This window comes from Streptomyces sp. NPDC002788, from assembly GCF_053592115.1.
The window spans coordinates 1-15,671 of sequence record NZ_JBSFVB010000015.1; the positions used below are offsets into that span (position 1 = coordinate 1).

Here is a 15,671-nt window from a genome sequence, read left to right on the forward strand (position 1 = left end):
AAACGCCCGGTTACATTCCGAACCCGGAAGCTAAGCCTTACAGCGCCGATGGTACTGCAGGGGGGACCCTGTGGGAGAGTAGGACGCCGCCGAACTTCCTTTAGAGCTCTGGCTCTTGGGCACACTGCCCGAGAGCCAGAGCTTTTTTGCGTTGAGGTAAGGTCAGGGGGCATCGTTGGCACGTTTCCCACAGGAGGCCCCCGGGTGGAGGTTCAGGAGACTCGCGTCCAGACGGACCGTGTGCTCACCATCCCGAACATCCTCAGCATGGCGCGTCTCGTCGGCGTACCCGTCTTCCTGTGGCTGATTCTGTGGCCTGAGTTCGGCGGGCCCCAGAGTGACGGTTGGGCCCTTCTGGTACTGGCTCTCAGCGGCGTGAGTGACTACCTGGACGGCAAGCTCGCGCGGCGCTGGAATCAGATCAGCAGCCTCGGCCGGCTTCTCGATCCCGCGGCCGACCGGCTCTACATTCTCTCGACGTTGGTCGGCCTCACCTGGCGCGAGATTCTGCCCCTCTGGCTGACCGCCGCACTCCTGGCGCGCGAGCTGGTTCTGCTGGTAATGGTGGGCATCCTCCGCCGCCACGGCTATCCGCCGCCCCAGGTCAACTTCCTGGGCAAGGCCGCAACCTTCAACCTGATGTATGCCTTCCCCCTGCTCCTGCTCAGTGACGGGAGTGGCTGGATCTCGTCACTGGCTGCGATTTTCGGATGGGCGTTCGCCGGATGGGGTACAACGCTCTATTGGTGGGCAGGAGTCCTCTACGTAGTACAAGTCCGCCGCCTGGTCCGTGCGGACGCCATGGCCGATTGAACTCGCGGACCGCTCCGGCCGTAGGGGCGCGATGGCCCGCGCTGGAAAAGTGCGGGACAATCCTGGCGGGGGAAGTCGGCTAGACCGTCGTCTCTGAGGAGGACGCTTCCGACATGAAGGCCGTCGTGATGGCCGGTGGCGAAGGCACGCGCCTTCGTCCCATGACCTCAAGCATGCCCAAGCCGCTCCTGCCTGTGGCCAACCGCCCGATCATGGAGCATGTGCTGCGGCTGCTCAAAAGGCATGGGCTCAACGAAACAGTCGTGACTGTCCAGTTCCTGGCTTCGCTCGTCAAGAACTACTTCGGTGACGGCGAAGAACTCGGGATGGAGCTCACCTATGCCAATGAGGAGAAGCCACTCGGTACCGCCGGAAGCGTCAAGAACGCCGAAGAGGCGTTGAAGGACGATGCCTTCCTTGTCATCTCCGGCGACGCTCTGACGGACTTCGACCTCACCGAGCTCATCAATTTCCACAAGGAGAAGGGCGCGCTGGTCACGGTCTGTCTGACCCGTGTCCCCAACCCCTTGGAATTCGGCATCACCATTGTCGACGAGGAAGGCAAGGTGGAGCGCTTCCTCGAGAAGCCCACCTGGGGCCAGGTCTTCTCCGACACGGTGAACACCGGCATCTACGTGATGGAGCCCGAGGTCTTCGACTACGTCGAGCCCGATGTGCCCGTCGACTGGTCCGGCGATGTCTTCCCGCAGCTGATGAAGGAAGGCAAGCCGGTCTACGGCTATATCGCCGAGGGGTACTGGGAGGACGTCGGCACGCACGAGAGCTATGTGAAGGCGCAGGCCGATGTCCTGGAGGGCAAGGTCGACGTCGACATCGACGGGTTCGAGATCTCCCCGGGAGTGTGGGTCGCCGAGGGAGCCGAGGTGCACCCCGACGCCGTTCTCCGCGGCCCCGTCTACATCGGTGACTACGCCAAGGTCGAGGCCGGCGCCGAGATCCGGGAGCACACCGTCGTGGGCTCCAACGTGGTCGTCAAGAGCGGCGCGTTTCTGCACAAGGCCGTCGTCCACGACAACGTCTACGTGGGGCCGCACAGCAATCTGCGCGGCTGCGTGGTCGGTAAGAACACCGACATCATGCGCGCGGCGCGGATCGAGGACGGGGCGGTCATCGGTGATGAGTGCCTGATCGGTGAAGAATCGATCGTCCAGGGCAATGTTCGGGTCTACCCGTTCAAGACCATCGAGGCCGGTGCCTTCGTCAACACCTCGGTGATCTGGGAGTCCAGGGGGCAGGCGCACCTCTTCGGTGCCCGCGGTGTGTCCGGGATCCTGAACGTGGAGATCACGCCGGAGCTCGCGGTGCGCCTCGCGGGCGCCTACGCGACCACGCTGAAGAAGGGCTCGACCGTCACCACGGCCCGTGACCACTCGCGTGGTGCCCGTGCCCTGAAGCGTGCGGTGATCTCCGCGCTGCAGGCCAGCGCCATCGACGTACGGGACCTGGAGAACGTGCCGTTGCCCGTGGCGCGGCAGCAGACCGCGCGGGGCAGCGCGGGCGGGATCATGATCCGTACCACGCCGGGGGTGCCGGACTCCGTCGACATCATGTTCTTCGACGGGCAGGGTGCCGACCTCTCGCAGGGCAGCCAGCGAAAGCTGGACCGGGTGTTCGCCCGGCAGGAGTACCGGCGCGCCTTCCCCGGTGAGATCGGTGACCTTCACTTCCCGGCCAGCGTCTTCGACTCGTACACCGGGTCACTGCTGCGCAACGTCGACACGACCGGGATCGCCGAGTCCGGGCTCAAGGTGGTCGTGGACGCGTCCAACGGCAGTGCGGGGCTCGTGCTGCCGAGTCTCCTGGGCAAGCTCGGGGTCGACTCGCTGACGATCAATCCCGGCCTCGACGAGTCCAGGCCGACGGAGACCGCCGACGTGCGGCGGTCGGGCATGGTGCGGCTCGGGGAGATCGTGGCGTCCTCGGGAGCCGCGTTCGGCGTGCGGTTCGACCCTGTGGGCGAGCGTCTGTCCCTCGTCGACGAGAAGGGGCGGATCATCGAGGACGACCGGGCGCTGCTGGTGATGCTGGACCTCGTCGCCGCCGAGCGGCGCAGCGGCCGGGTCGCGCTTCCGGTGACCACGACCCGCATCGCCGAGCAGGTGGCGGCGTACCACGGAACCCAGGTCGAGTGGACGACTACCTCTCCCGACGACCTCACGCGCGTGGGCGGTGAGGAAGGGACGATCTTCGGTGGTGACGGCAAGGGCGGCTTCATCGTCCCCGAGTTCAGCAGCGTGTACGACGCCACGGCGGCCTTCGTCCGGCTCATCGGGCTCGTGGCGCGGACGCAGCTCACGCTCAGCCAGATCGATGCGCGGATCCCGCGGGCGCACGTCCTGAAGCGGGACCTGGCGACTCCGTGGGCCGTCAAGGGGCTCGTGATGCGGCGGGTCGTGGAAGCCGCCGGAGACCGCTTCGTGGACACCACGGACGGTGTGCGTGTGGTGGAGACAGACGGCCGCTGGGTGATGGTCCTGCCCGACCCCGCCGAGGCCGTCACCCACCTGTGGGCCGAGGGCCCGGACGACGCCTCCGCGCAGGCCCTGCTGGACGAGTGGGCAGCGGTCGTGGACAGCGCCGGCCGATAGAACGGCCTGCACGCGGGCGTGCCGGACAAATGTCCTCGACGGGGCCTGTCCGGCACGCCGGTGGGGCCGTTCGGAGGTAGTGGCCCCGACATGCGACGATGTGCGGCATGCCGCAGCAACCCCCCATTCGGAGCACACCCGCGCGGCCCCGGCGCCCGGATGCGTCCATGTCGTTGCTCACCAACGTCATGGACCACAGCCTCGACGACGGATACGCCGAGGCCGCCGCGCGCAAGATGGCCGCGGGCGACGGCGGCATGCCGAAGACCCTGCGGGCGAAGCTGGGGCTCGCCGCCGGCCTGGTGCTGGCGGCCCTGGTCGTGACCGTGGGTGCGGCCCAGGCACGGGTCGCCGCCCCGGTCGTCGCCAAGGAGCGGGAAGAGCTGGTTGACCGTATCGACCGGGAGACCGAGGCGGCGGACAAGCTCGAGGACGCCGTCGACGACCTGCGTGCCGACGTGAGCGCGCGGCAGCGCGAGGCGCTGAAGCACAGCGGCGGCAGCGCCGACTCCGATCTGGTGGGCATCCTGTCGGGTGCCGTCGCGGTGCACGGTCCCGGTGTGAAGCTCGTGGTGAACGACGCCAAGGAAGCCGGCACGGGCGGTGACGGCGACCCGCGGGAGACCTCCGGGTTCTCCGACACCGGCCGGGTGCGCGACCGGGACATGCAGCGCGTGGTCAACGGGCTGTGGGAGTCGGGCGCCGAGGCGGTCTCCATCAACGGGCAGCGGCTGACGGCGCTGTCCGCGATCAGGGCCGCGGGGGACGCCATACTGGTCGACAACAAGCCGCTGGTACCGCCGTACACGGTCCTCGCGGTGGGGGACGGGCAGCGGCTGAGCACGCGGTTCCAGAACAGTGCGGACGGGTTGTACCTGAACGCGCTGCAGGAGAGCTACGGCATCAGGACAGGCATCTCCGTGGAGGACGACCTCCGGCTGCCTGCCGCGCCGAGCGTGACCGTACGTACTGCACAGCCGAGCACTGAGAAAAGCGAGAAGGGCACATCGTGATCGCCGTACTGGGCCTCGTCGTGGGAGTCGTGGCCGGCCTGTTGGTCCGGCCTGAGGTTCCGGCGGTGGTCGAGCCTTATCTGCCGATCGCTGTCGTGGCGGCGCTCGACGCCGTCTTCGGCGGCCTGCGGGCGATGCTCGACGGCATCTTCGACGACAAGGTGTTCGTGGTGTCGTTCCTGTCGAACGTCGTCGTGGCGGCGCTGATCGTCTTTCTGGGTGACAAGCTGGGTGTCGGTGCCCAGCTGTCCACGGGTGTGGTGGTCGTCCTCGGCATCCGGATCTTCTCCAACGCCGCGGCCATCCGCCGGCACGTGTTCCGGGCGTGAGGCCGATGAGCGAGCACGACGACCGGCGTTCCGAGGAGCACCGCGACACGCCCGGGGAGCGGCGCGACGGAAGCGGCGAATCCGGGAACAGGCTGCGCAAGGAACTGCCGCAGGAGGTGACCGTGCCGGCGCCTGCCGCCGAGGACGCCCCTTCCCTCGCACCCGCACCGGAGCTGGAGCCGGAGCCGCAGGTGGAGCCCGAGCGGGGGCTGACGGGCCGGCAACGGCTGGTGCAGGGGCTGTGGCCGCCCCGGGTCACCCGGGCGCAACTCATCGTCGCGGTGCTGCTGTTCGGCCTCGGGTTCGGGCTGGCCGTGCAGGTGGCCTCGAACAGCGACAGCGACAGCGCCCTGCGTGGCGCGCGTCAGGAAGATCTTGTCCGCATCCTCGATGAACTGGATGACCGTACTCAGCGTCTTGAGGACGAGAAGCAAGGTCTCGAGAAGCAGCGTGACGAGCTGGAGAACAGCTCGGACCAGGCCGAGGAGGCCCGGAAGCAGACGATCGAGAAGGAGAGGCAACTCGGCATCCTGGCGGGCACGGTGGCCGCGCAGGGGCCCGGCATCACCATGACGATCCAGGACACGAAGGGGACGGTCGAGTCGGACATGCTGCTCGACGCGATCCAGGAGCTGCGCGCGGCGGGTGCGGAGGCGATTCAGGTGAACGGCGTGCGGGTCGTCGCCGGCACGTATCTCGCGGATTCCGGCAAGGGTGTCAGCGTCGACGGGAACAAGATCAACGCCCCCTATCGTTTCAAGGTCATCGGCAAGCCGCAGGACCTCGAGCCGGCGCTCAACATCCCCGGAGGCGTGGTGCAGACTCTCGAGAAGGAACACGCCACCGTCACGATCGAGCGGTCGCCCAAGATCGTCGTGGACGCCTTGCGAGCGGCGAAGCGGCCTGACTACGCTCGGTCGTCCTCGCAGTGAACCGGGGGTGCATGGGCGGCGTCCGGCGAGGGCAAGAGGTTGCGGGGGGTCGGCGCACCGAATGGGTGGTGCGTGGTGGAAACTGTCTGGTGCAGACGGACGTTGTCAGGATGTCCGGGTCGGCCAGAGTGTTCAGTCAGGGTTCGTCCTGCCCCACGGGCGGGTCTGTTTCGGTCAAGGGGAATCGCCCGTGAAGTTGTTTGCGAAGTTGTTCGGCAAGAGCGCGCGTGAAGGCAGCGACAATGCGACCGCTCGCCATCGCGCACAGCCTGACGCGGAGGGCCGGCGGCCGCTGTTCCGGGACCAGGTCGGCGGTCCGGGCGGCGATGTTTCCGGTGGTCAGGGCGCGCCGTCGGTTGACCCTGCGCAGTCCAGCGGCATAGGTTTCGGGCAACCGTCAGCCTCAAGTGCGGGTGGAGGGTTCTCCGACCCGTATGCGTCCCATGCTCCGGGTGAGCAGCCGCGGCAGGAGGATCCGATGTCGGCCCTGGTGTGTACGAGGTGCGGTAACCGCAACGCGGAGAACAGCCGCTTCTGTTCCAACTGCGGTGCGCCGCTGCGGGCCGGTGCGGCGGCGGAGCGTCCGTCCGAGACGACTTCCACGATCTCCATCTCCGGTCTCGAGGCCTACGACAGCGAGGCCACCGGCCAGACGCCGATGCCGACGCTGTCCCCCGAGGCACAGGCGGCCGTCGACGCGCTGCCGCTGGGTTCCGCGCTCCTGGTCGTGCGCCGCGGGCCGAACTCGGGCAGCCGCTTCCTGCTGGACGGTGATCTGACCACGGCCGGGCGTCATCCGCAGAGCGACATCTTCCTGGACGACGTGACGGTCTCCCGGCGGCACGTGGAGTTCCGCCGCGGTCGGGACGGCTCGTTCACGGTGGCCGACGTCGGCAGCCTGAACGGCACCTACGTCAACCGCGAGCGGATCGACCAGGTCGCCTTGAACAACGGCGACGAGGTGCAGATCGGCAAGTACCGGCTGGTCTTCCACACCAGCCAGCGGGGCTACTGACCCGGCCACCGTCCGGGGAACCCCAGCGAAGGTCCATCCGTCAGGGAAGGTCCATGCTTCAAACACCGAGCGGCGGTGCCGGACACGGTACCGCCGCCACGGACAGTGGGCTGATGAGCATCGGCACGGTGCTGAACGTGCTGCGTGACGAGTTCCCCGAAGTGACCATCTCCAAGATCCGCTTCTTGGAGTCGGAGGGGCTCATCGAGCCGCAGCGGACCCCTTCGGGGTATCGCAAGTTCAGTGCTCGTGACGTCGAGCGCCTCGGCCACGTCCTGAGGATGCAGCGGGACCACTATCTGCCCCTGAAGGTGATTCGGGAGCATCTGGAGGCCATGGAGCGCGGAGAGGCCGTCCAGCTGCCGGTCGTGGGCCGTCAGGGTGACGGCGCTTGCGTGCCCGAGGTCCGCGAGGGGCCCACGGCGGCCAGGATCGGGCGGGCGGAGCTGCTGGCCGCCGCGGGCATCGAGGAGGAGGAGCTCGTGGAGTGGGAGTCGTACGGGCTCCTCACCCCACTTCAGGACGGGTCGTTCGACGCCGAGGCGGTCACGGTGGCCGCGCTCGTCACCGAGCTCGGGCGGTTCGGGATCGAGCCCCGGCATGTGCGGATGATGAAGGCCGCCGCAGATCGTGAGGCCGGGCTCGTGGACCAGGTGGTGGCCCCGCTGAGAAGGCACCGGAACCCGCAGACCAGGGCTCATGCGGAGGCCCGTACGAAGGAGCTGGCTGGGCTCACCGCGAGGCTGCACGCCGCGCTGCTGCAGACGGCGCTCGGGGTACGCCTGCCGTGAGGGGCCGGGCGCGCGGGGCCGGATCAGGCGCCCGACCCCTGCCCGACTACCCAAACGTCCCGGGCACGGCCTAGGGTTACTGTGTGAACGAGCTCGATGTCGTAGGTGTCCGGGTCGAAATGCCCTCCAACCAACCGATCGTGCTGCTGCGTGAAGTGGGAGGCGACCGTTACCTTCCCATCTGGATCGGACCGGGGGAGGCGACGGCGATCGCCTTTGCCCAGCAGGGCATGGCTCCCGCGCGGCCGCTGACCCACGACCTGTTCAAGGACGTGCTGGAAGCCGTCGGCCAGGAGCTCACGGAAGTGCGCATCACGGACTTGCGTGAGGGCGTCTTCTACGCCGAGCTGGTCTTCGCCAGCGGCGTCGAGGTGAGCGCCCGGCCGTCCGACGCCATAGCGCTCGCCCTGCGCACCGGGACGCCGATCTACGGCAGTGACACGGTGCTCGACGACGCCGGTATCGCGATCCCGGACGAGCAGGAGGACGAGGTGGAGAAGTTCCGCGAGTTCCTCGACCAGATCTCCCCGGAGGACTTCGGCAGCAGCAGTCAGTGAGCTCCGGAGCCGGCGCGGGCCGGACTTCGGGAACAGAGGTTGGTACGTCATACGGGCGGCCCGGCGGACGACGTGGTCCGCGGCAGGGGCGCCCGCCGTATTGGCGGGGAAACGCCCGCAGGTGCCGGAGGCTTGTGAGAGCGTCATGCGGCCCGCGCCGAAGGCATTCGGCTAGCCTTTCCCCGCGGTGGGGCACGGGAAACCACTCTTAGGGTGATTATCACTCGGCGTGGCGAGTGTGGCGATCGTTGACGCACCCCTGACGACTGCCTACCGTCGAGAAGGCAGGTCAAGGACGGAGGTCGGCGTGAGAAGCAGCGGCGACGGTACGGCTGGGGGCGGCCCCGAACGCAGTCTCAGGGCGAGCGGTCCGTACCCTCCCCCCGGCTCACGGCTCCGCTCGAGCGGGGGATACCCCCAGCCCGACGGCTCGGTCGATCACGCTCCGCAGCGACCGACGGCGGTGCCGAGCAGCGGAGGGACGACGTCCATGGCGTCCGAGCAGATCGGTTATCGCGGCCCCACGGCCTGCGCGGCCGCAGGCATCACCTACCGGCAGTTGGACTACTGGGCACGCACGGGGCTCGTCGAGCCGAGCGTGCGCCCCGCCCACGGGTCCGGGACGCAGCGGCTGTACAGCTTCCGGGACGTCGTCGTCCTGAAGATCGTCAAGCGGTTCCTCGACACCGGGGTGTCGCTGCAGAACATCCGCACGGCCGTCCAGCACCTCAGGGAACGCGGTTTCAGCGACCTGGAGCGGATGACGCTGATGAGTGACGGCGCGACGGTCTACGAGTGCAGCTCCCCCGACGAGGTCCACGCCCTGCTCCAGGGGGGCCAGGGCGTCTTCGGGATCGCCGTGGGCGTGGTGTGGCGGGACGTGGAGAGCGCGCTGTCCCAGCTGCACGGGGAGCGGATCGACACCGGGGAGACCCTGATCGGGTCCAACCCGGCGGACGAGCTGGCACGACGGCGCAACCGGGCCGTCTGAGCCGTCCGGCTCGGGGTGGATGCAGCTGCGGCATGCGGGCGTTTCCGCGCCGGGGTGGAAGCGGTTGCCCCGGCCCGGTTCGGGTGGTCGGGCGGGGCGCTGTCAGTGGTGTAGGGCAGCATCGGAGATGTGAGAACCGCGCCCACGATCCTGCATCTCGACATGGATGCCTTCTTCGCCTCGGTGGAGCAGGCGTCCAAGCCGAGTCTGCGCGGAAAGCCCGTGGTCGTCGGTGGGCTCGGGCCGCGGGGTGTGGTGGCGACCGCGTCGTACGAGGCGCGGGTCTTCGGCGTGCACTCGGCGATGCCCATGGGGCAGGCCCGGCGGCTGGCGCCCAACGCCGCCTATCTCGTGCCGCGCTTCACCTTCTACCGGGCGATCAGCGAGCGGGTGATGGAGCTGCTGCGGGCGCTGTCGCCGCTGGTCGAGCCGCTGAGCCTGGACGAGGCGTTCGTGGACCTGGAGGCCGGAGGAAAGGCCTGGGACGAGCAGTCGGCGCGGCTGGTCGGGGCGCAGCTGCGCGCGGACATCCGGGCTATCACGGGGCTCACGGGGTCGGTGGGGCTCGCCGCCTCCAAGATGCTCGCGAAGATCGCCTCGGAGCAGGCCAAGCCGGACGGCCTGGTGGTGATCGAGCCGGGGACCGAGCGGGCGATGCTCGGGCCGATGCCGGTGCGGACCCTGCCGGGGGTGGGGCCGGCGACGGGCGACCATCTGCGGCGGGCCGGGATCACCACGGTCGAGGAGATCGCCGAGGCGGGGGAGGACGAGCTGGTCCGGCTGCTCGGGAAGGCACACGGGCACGGTCTCTACGCCATGGCGCTGGCGCGGGACGACCGGCCCGTGGTCGCGGAGCGGGAGGCGAAGTCGGTGTCGGTCGAGGACACCTACGACGTGGACATCCACGACCGGGTGCGGGTCGGGCTTGAGGTGCAGCGGCTCGCCGACCGGTGCGTGCGGCGGCTGCGCGGCGCCGGGCTGTCCGGGCGGACCATCGTGCTGAAGGTGCGGCGCTACGACTTCTCGACGCTCACCCGGTCCGAGACGCTGCGCGGCCCCACGGACGACCCCGCGGTGATCCGTGAGGCGGCGGCCAGGCTGCTGGACTCGGTCGACACGACGGGCGGGGTGCGGCTGCTCGGGGTGGGCGTCAGCGGGCTCGCCGACTACACGCAGGAGGACCTGTTCGCGCAGGCGGCCGGCGAGCGGGCGGTCGCAGAAGATCCAGCCGAGGAGAACGCCGAGGCGCCGGTCGAGGAGCAGCCGGTGCCCGCCGAGCGGCGATGGCCCGCGGGGCACGACGTGCGCCACGCCGAGTTCGGGCACGGGTGGGTGCAGGGCAGTGGCCTGGGGCGGGTCACCGTGCGGTTCGAGACGCCCGGCTCGGGGCCGGGACGTGTGCGGACCTTTCCGATCGGCGATCCCGCGCTGGAGCCGGCGGATCCCTTACCGCTGGTGTTACGAAGACCCGAGGGCGGGGGGCACGGCGGTTCCGCAGAGGCGCAGGGCAGGGGCGGGCCGGGTGCTGCTCCCGGTCCCGCGGGCACACCGGCGGGGATCTCCTCGGCCGCGGACACAGCGTCCGGGTTCTCTTCGGCGTAGAGCTCGTGCGCCGGAAGGGCATCACAGCGCGGGAACGCCAACGCCACCCCCACGTCGGCGGTGGTGACCGCCGGGGCCACCGTCGAGGGCGCGGGGTTGGACGCCGGTCCTCTTGCCTATCGCGGCCGAGGTGTGCGGACGGAGCCGCCTGCGAAGGTGACTCCTCCGTGCCGGAGCAGCGGTGTCGCTCCTGCGGCGTCCGGGGCACAGCGGACGGCTACGGGGCCTGGGCTCAGGTCGTCGTCTCGTCCTTGCCGGCGAGCCGGCCGAAGTCGTGCTCCGGAAGCGGGGGCGGGGCGGCGACGTCGAGGCCGTAGTGGTGGTAGAGCTGGAGTTCCTGCTCCGGTGAGAGGTGGCGGCCCACGCCGAAGTCGGGGGCGTCCTTGATGAGGGCGCGGTCGAAGGGGACGCGCAGGGCGCCTTCGATCAGTTCACTGGGCTCCAGGGGGACGAACGCGTCCCTGCTGAACAGCCCGGTCCGTATGGCCGCCCACTCCGGTTCGCCGGTGGCGTCGTCGAGGTAGACCTCGTCGATCGTGCCGATCCTGGTTCCATTGCGGTCGAACGCCTTGCGGCCGATCAGGTGGCGCGGATCGATATCGGTACGCACGTGCCCTCCACAAGGTCGCAAGTCTTCTGTAGACACCACAAAACGGCACAACCGGGGACCCGGCCACTCGAAGGTTCGTGCGTTGACCCCGCTGGTACGCTGGCAGCGGCTGCTGACCCCGTGCGGGAGAGTCCTCCAGACAGCATCGGAGGCGCCGAAGGAGCAAATCCTCCCCGGAATCTCTCAGGCACACGTACCGCACGGACGAGGTCACTCTGGAAAGCAGGGCGGGTGCCGACGGCTTCCGCTCTCACCGACGGTGAAAACCGGAGGCCTTCGGGCGATCCGGTGAAGCTCTCAGGTTGAGATGACAGAGGGGGAGGCCGTCCGGGTACCCGTGCCGTGGTGCCCCTCGCAGGTCGTGTCAGACCAGGAGGCCTCCGCAAATGACCGCCCATCGCATTCCGCTCTCCGAGCTCGAAGAGGCAGTCCCCTTCGAGCAGCGCCACATCGGCCCCGACCACGAGGCCCGGGCCAAGATGCTCGCGCAGGTCGGCTACGGCTCGCTGGAGGAGCTCACGGCCGCCGCGGTCCCGGCCGTGATCAAGAGCGCCGAGGCGCTGGACCTGCCGGGCGCCCGCAGCGAGGCCGAGGTGATCGCCGAGCTGCGCTCCCTCGCCGAGCGCAACCAGGTCCTCGGCTCCATGATCGGGCTCGGGTACTACGGCACGTTCACGCCGCCGGTCATCATGCGCAACGTCATGGAGAACCCGGCCTGGTACACGGCCTACACGCCGTACCAGCCGGAGATCTCGCAGGGGCGGCTCGAGGCGCTTCTGAACTTCCAGACCATGGTCGCCGACCTGACCGGGCTGCCGACCTCCGGCGCCTCCCTGCTCGACGAGGGGACAGCGGCCGCCGAGGCCATGGCGCTGTCGCGGCGTCTGGGCAAGAACAAGAGGGGCCTGTTCCTGGTCGACGCGGACGTGCTGCCGCAGACCATCGCCGTGATCCAGACCCGGGCCGAGCCGACCGGCGTCGAGGTCGTCGTCGCCGACCTCAGTGACGGCATCCCCGCCGAGATCGCCGAGCGTGAGATCAACGGCGTGCTGATCCAGTACCCGGGCGCCTCCGGAGCCGTCCGGGACATCAAGCCGGTCATCGACCGGGCGCACGAGCTCGGGGCGCTCGTCACCGTCGCCGCCGACCTGCTCGCGCTGACGATGCTGAGGTCGCCCGGGGAGCTCGGCGCCGACATCGCGGTCGGGACGACGCAGCGCTTCGGTGTGCCCATGGGCTTCGGCGGGCCGCACGCCGGCTACATGGCCGTCCAGGAGAAGATGGCGCGCAGCCTGCCCGGACGGCTCGTCGGCGTGTCCGTCGACGCGGACGGGAACAGGGCCTACCGGCTGGCGCTGCAGACGCGTGAGCAGCACATCCGCCGGGAGAAGGCCACCAGCAACATCTGCACCGCGCAGGTGCTGCTCGCCGTCATGGCCGGCATGTACGCCGTCTACCACGGGCCGGAGGGCCTGAAGGGCGTCGCGCAGCGCACCCACCGGTACGCCACGGTCCTCGCCGCCGGTCTCGCGAACGGCGGTGTCGAGGTCGTGCACGAGGCCTACTTCGACACCGTCACGGTGCGCGTGGAGGGCCGGGCCGCCGAGGTCGTGGCCGCCGCGCGGGACAACGGGGTCAACCTGCGTCTCGTCGACGCCGACCACGTCTCCATCGCCTGCGACGAGACCACCACCCGGGCCCAGCTGCGTGCCGTATGGGCCGCCTTCGGTGTCGAGGGTGTCGTCGAGGCACTGGATGCCGCCGCGGAGGACGGGCTTCCCGTTGATCTTCTGCGCACCGACGAGTACCTGACGCACCCCGTCTTCCACCAGCACCGCTCCGAGACCGCCATGCTGCGCTACCTGCGCCGGCTGGCCGACCGGGACTACGCGCTCGACCGCGGCATGATCCCGCTGGGCTCCTGCACCATGAAGCTCAACGCGACCACGGAGATGGAGCCGGTCACCTGGCCCGAGTTCGGGCAGCTGCACCCCTTCGCGCCCGCTGAGCAGGCCGCGGGCTACCTCACCCTCATCCACGAGCTGGAGGACCGCCTCGCCGAGGTCACCGGCTACGACAAGGTCTCCCTCCAGCCCAACGCCGGGTCGCAGGGCGAGCTGGCCGGTCTGCTCGCCGTGCGCGGGTACCACCGGGCCAACGGCGACGCGCAGCGCACCGTGTGTCTGATCCCCTCGTCCGCGCACGGCACCAACGCCGCCAGCGCGGTGATGGCGGGCATGAGGGTCGTCGTCGTGAAGACCGCGGAGGACGGCGAGATCGACGTCGAGGACCTGCGGGCGAAGATCGAGCAGCACCGCGACGAGCTGGCCGTGCTGATGATCACCTACCCGTCCACCCACGGTGTGTTCGAGGAGCACGTCGCCGACATCTGCGCCCAGGTGCACGAGGCGGGCGGTCAGGTCTACGTCGACGGGGCCAACCTCAACGCGCTCGTGGGACTCGCCAAGCCGGGGCACTTCGGCGGGGACGTCTCGCACCTGAACCTGCACAAGACCTTCTGCATCCCGCACGGCGGCGGCGGTCCCGGCGTGGGCCCGGTGGCGGTGCGGGAGCACCTCGCGCCCTACCTGCCGAACCACCCGTTGCAGCCCGAGGCCGGCCCGGAGACCGGCGTCGGTCCCATCTCCGCGGCGCCGTGGGGTTCCGCCGGCATCCTGCCGATCTCGTGGGCGTACGTCCGGCTCATGGGCGGCGAGGGGCTGAAGCGGGCCACGCAGGTGGCGGTGCTCAGCGCCAACTACATCGCCAAGCGGCTGGAGCCGCACTACCCGGTGCTCTACACCGGCCCGGGCGGACTCGTGGCGCACGAGTGCATCATCGACCTGCGGCCGCTGACCAAGGCGACCGGGGTGAGCGTCGACGACGTGGCCAAGCGGCTGATCGATTACGGCTTCCACGCGCCGACGATGTCGTTCCCGGTGGCCGGGACGCTGATGATCGAGCCGACCGAGTCGGAGGACCTGGCCGAGCTGGACCGTTTCTGCGATGCGATGATCGCCGTTCGCGCGGAGATCGAGAAGGTCGGTTCCGGCGAGTGGCCCGCCGACGACAACCCGCTGCGCGGCGCCCCGCACACCGCCGGCGCGCTCGCCGGGGAGTGGGAGCACGCCTACAGCCGAGAGGACGCCGTCTTCCCGGCCGGGGTGTCGGCCGCCGACAAGTACTGGCCGCCGGTGCGCCGCATCGACCAGGCCTTCGGCGACCGGAACCTCGTCTGCTCCTGCCCGCCGCTGGACGCCTACGAGGACTGATCGACCGACCGGTCAGGGGGAGGGGCTCCGCTGTGCGGGGCCCCTCCCGTTCATTCCACGGCGAGCGGCGTCAGGCCGGGTACGCGTGCGTCTGCGTCGCCTTGACCGTCGCCCACACCGGTGCCCCGGGGTGCAGGTCGAGTTCCGCCGCGGCGACGGTGGTCAGGTCGGCGGTCAGGGGGAGTTCGCCGGTGAGGTCGGCGCGGATCTGGTCGCTGTGCGTCTCCAGGCCGGCGACCTCGCAGTGCCACAGGTTGCGGGCGCTGGAGCCGGCCGGGCGCTCCCGGTACAGCGTCACCGCGCTCGGCGGGAACGCCACGAAGACGGGACCGGAGAGCTCCTCGGTGGTGGTGATGGCGGGGCCCGTGGAGAGCCGGACGGTGTGGCCCTCGGCCTGCCCCCGGTAGAGGTTGAGGCCGACCAGCCGGGCGATGTAGTCCGTACGCGGATGGCGGGCGATGCCCGCGGGTGTGCCCTCCTGGACGACCTGACCGTGCTCGACGACGACCAGGCGGTCGGCCAGCACCATGGCGTCCAGCGGGTCGTGCGTGACCAGGACGGCCACGGCCTCGAACTCCGCCAGGTGTCGTCGGAGCTGGGCACGTACCTCCAGTCGGGTACGGGCGTCGAGGGCGGCAAGGGGTTCGTCCAGGAGCAGCAGCCGGGGCCGGGTCGCCAGGGCCCGGGCCAGGGCCACGCGCTGGGCCTGACCGCCGGAGAGGCGGCGGGGTTTGGCGCCGGCGTGGTCGGCCAGGCCCATGCGGTCCAGCCACTCGGCGGCCTGGGCACGGGCCTCGGCCTTGCCGGCGCCGCGGCAGCGTGGCCCGAAGGCGACATTGTCCAGGGCGGTCAGATGCGGGAACAGCAGGTAGTCCTGGAAGACGACACCGACCGGGCGGGCCTCGGGCGGGGTGCCGTCCAGCCCGGTGCCGTCCAGACGCAGATGGCCCGCGGAGAGGGGGACGAGCCCGGCGAGTGCGCGTAGGGCGGTGGTCTTGCCGGCGCCGTTCGGGCCGAGGAGGGCGACGACCTCCCCGGGGGCGGCGGTGAGGGCGACGTCGAGACGGAAGGAGCCGCGGTCCACGACGAGGTGGGCGTCGAGCCCCTCGGTCGTCGGGTCGTCGAGGTGGGTCATCA

At 70.0% G+C, this 15,671-nt stretch carries 13 protein-coding genes, 1 rRNA gene and 1 riboswitch; of the genes, 12 read left to right on the forward strand and 2 right to left on the reverse strand.

Annotated features, from left to right (window positions below; genetic code table 11):
• The 11 genes from rrf to ACWD1U_RS26110 form a co-directional block, all read left to right on the forward strand.
• Positions 1–95, forward strand: a 5S ribosomal RNA gene (rrf, locus tag ACWD1U_RS26060); the annotation flags it as partial.
• Between the two features lie 109 nt (positions 96–204).
• Entirely contained in the window at positions 205–813 is a 609-nt protein-coding gene (locus tag ACWD1U_RS26065; protein WP_451111001.1) for a CDP-alcohol phosphatidyltransferase family protein, read from the forward strand.
• Between the two features lie 113 nt (positions 814–926).
• Positions 927–3,422 (forward strand): sugar phosphate nucleotidyltransferase, encoded by a 2,496-nt coding sequence (locus tag ACWD1U_RS26070; protein ID WP_451111002.1) that lies wholly within the window; start codon positions 927–929, stop codon positions 3,420–3,422.
• Between the two features lie 98 nt (positions 3,423–3,520).
• Complete coding sequence (locus ACWD1U_RS26075; protein ID WP_451111004.1) at positions 3,521–4,435, forward strand: DUF881 domain-containing protein; 915 nt, start codon at positions 3,521–3,523, stop codon at positions 4,433–4,435.
• Positions 4,432–4,764, forward strand: coding sequence for a small basic family protein (locus ACWD1U_RS26080; protein ID WP_003988855.1), 333 nt, complete (start codon positions 4,432–4,434; stop codon positions 4,762–4,764). Before ACWD1U_RS26075 ends, ACWD1U_RS26080 begins: the two co-directional genes overlap by 4 nt.
• A gap of 5 nt (positions 4,765–4,769) precedes the next feature.
• On the forward strand, positions 4,770–5,696 hold the full coding sequence (locus tag ACWD1U_RS26085; RefSeq protein ID WP_451111006.1) for a DUF881 domain-containing protein: 927 nt from the start codon (positions 4,770–4,772) through the stop codon (positions 5,694–5,696).
• Between the two features lie 61 nt (positions 5,697–5,757).
• The gene (locus ACWD1U_RS26090) at positions 5,758–6,711 is read left to right on the forward strand and encodes an FHA domain-containing protein (protein ID WP_451111008.1); all 954 of its coding nucleotides are present in this window, start codon (positions 5,758–5,760) and stop codon (positions 6,709–6,711) included.
• 53 nt (positions 6,712–6,764) lie between these two features.
• Complete coding sequence (gene ftsR, locus ACWD1U_RS26095; protein WP_451111010.1) at positions 6,765–7,502, forward strand: transcriptional regulator FtsR; 738 nt, start codon at positions 6,765–6,767, stop codon at positions 7,500–7,502.
• A gap of 83 nt (positions 7,503–7,585) precedes the next feature.
• The gene (locus ACWD1U_RS26100; RefSeq protein WP_003988851.1) at positions 7,586–8,059 is read left to right on the forward strand and encodes a bifunctional nuclease family protein; all 474 of its coding nucleotides are present in this window, start codon (positions 7,586–7,588) and stop codon (positions 8,057–8,059) included.
• 307 nt (positions 8,060–8,366) lie between these two features.
• On the forward strand, positions 8,367–9,050 hold the full coding sequence (locus ACWD1U_RS26105; RefSeq protein ID WP_451111011.1) for a MerR family transcriptional regulator: 684 nt from the start codon (positions 8,367–8,369) through the stop codon (positions 9,048–9,050).
• Between the two features lie 129 nt (positions 9,051–9,179).
• Complete coding sequence (locus ACWD1U_RS26110) at positions 9,180–10,652, forward strand: DNA polymerase IV (protein ID WP_451111012.1); 1,473 nt, start codon at positions 9,180–9,182, stop codon at positions 10,650–10,652.
• Positions 10,653–10,884: 232 nt separating this feature from the next.
• Here the strand turns inward: ACWD1U_RS26110 and ACWD1U_RS26115 are convergent, their stop codons facing one another.
• Positions 10,885–11,262, reverse strand: a complete 378-nt coding sequence (locus tag ACWD1U_RS26115) for a PRC-barrel domain-containing protein (protein WP_451111013.1) — start codon at positions 11,260–11,262, stop codon at positions 10,885–10,887.
• A gap of 113 nt (positions 11,263–11,375) precedes the next feature.
• Positions 11,376–11,471: riboswitch (glycine riboswitch) on the forward strand.
• Positions 11,472–11,648: 177 nt separating this feature from the next.
• On the opposite strand from ACWD1U_RS26115, the gene gcvP reads away from it, so the two are divergent.
• Complete coding sequence (gene gcvP, locus ACWD1U_RS26120; RefSeq protein WP_451111014.1) at positions 11,649–14,534, forward strand: aminomethyl-transferring glycine dehydrogenase; 2,886 nt, start codon at positions 11,649–11,651, stop codon at positions 14,532–14,534.
• A 70-nt stretch (positions 14,535–14,604) separates the two neighbouring features.
• On the opposite strand, the gene ACWD1U_RS26125 is transcribed toward gcvP, so the two are convergent.
• Positions 14,605–15,669, reverse strand: coding sequence for an ABC transporter ATP-binding protein (locus ACWD1U_RS26125; RefSeq protein ID WP_451111349.1), 1,065 nt, complete (start codon positions 15,667–15,669; stop codon positions 14,605–14,607).
• Between the last annotated feature and the right edge of the window lie 2 nt (positions 15,670–15,671).

Coding starts and splice junctions, on each gene's coding strand:
- ACWD1U_RS26070 (WP_451111002.1), top strand. CDS start 927: ATGAAGGCCGTCGTGATGGCCGGTGGCGAAGGCACGCGCCTTCGTCCC.
- ACWD1U_RS26075 (WP_451111004.1), top strand. CDS start 3,521: ATGTGCGGCATGCCGCAGCAACCCCCCATTCGGAGCACACCCGCGCGG.
- ACWD1U_RS26085 (WP_451111006.1), top strand. CDS start 4,770: ATGAGCGAGCACGACGACCGGCGTTCCGAGGAGCACCGCGACACGCCC.
- ACWD1U_RS26090 (WP_451111008.1), top strand. CDS start 5,758: ATGGGTGGTGCGTGGTGGAAACTGTCTGGTGCAGACGGACGTTGTCAG.
- ftsR (WP_451111010.1), top strand. CDS start 6,765: ATGCTTCAAACACCGAGCGGCGGTGCCGGACACGGTACCGCCGCCACG.
- gcvP (WP_451111014.1), top strand. CDS start 11,649: ATGACCGCCCATCGCATTCCGCTCTCCGAGCTCGAAGAGGCAGTCCCC.
- ACWD1U_RS26125 (WP_451111349.1), bottom strand. CDS start 15,669: ATGACCCACCTCGACGACCCGACGACCGAGGGGCTCGACGCCCACCTC.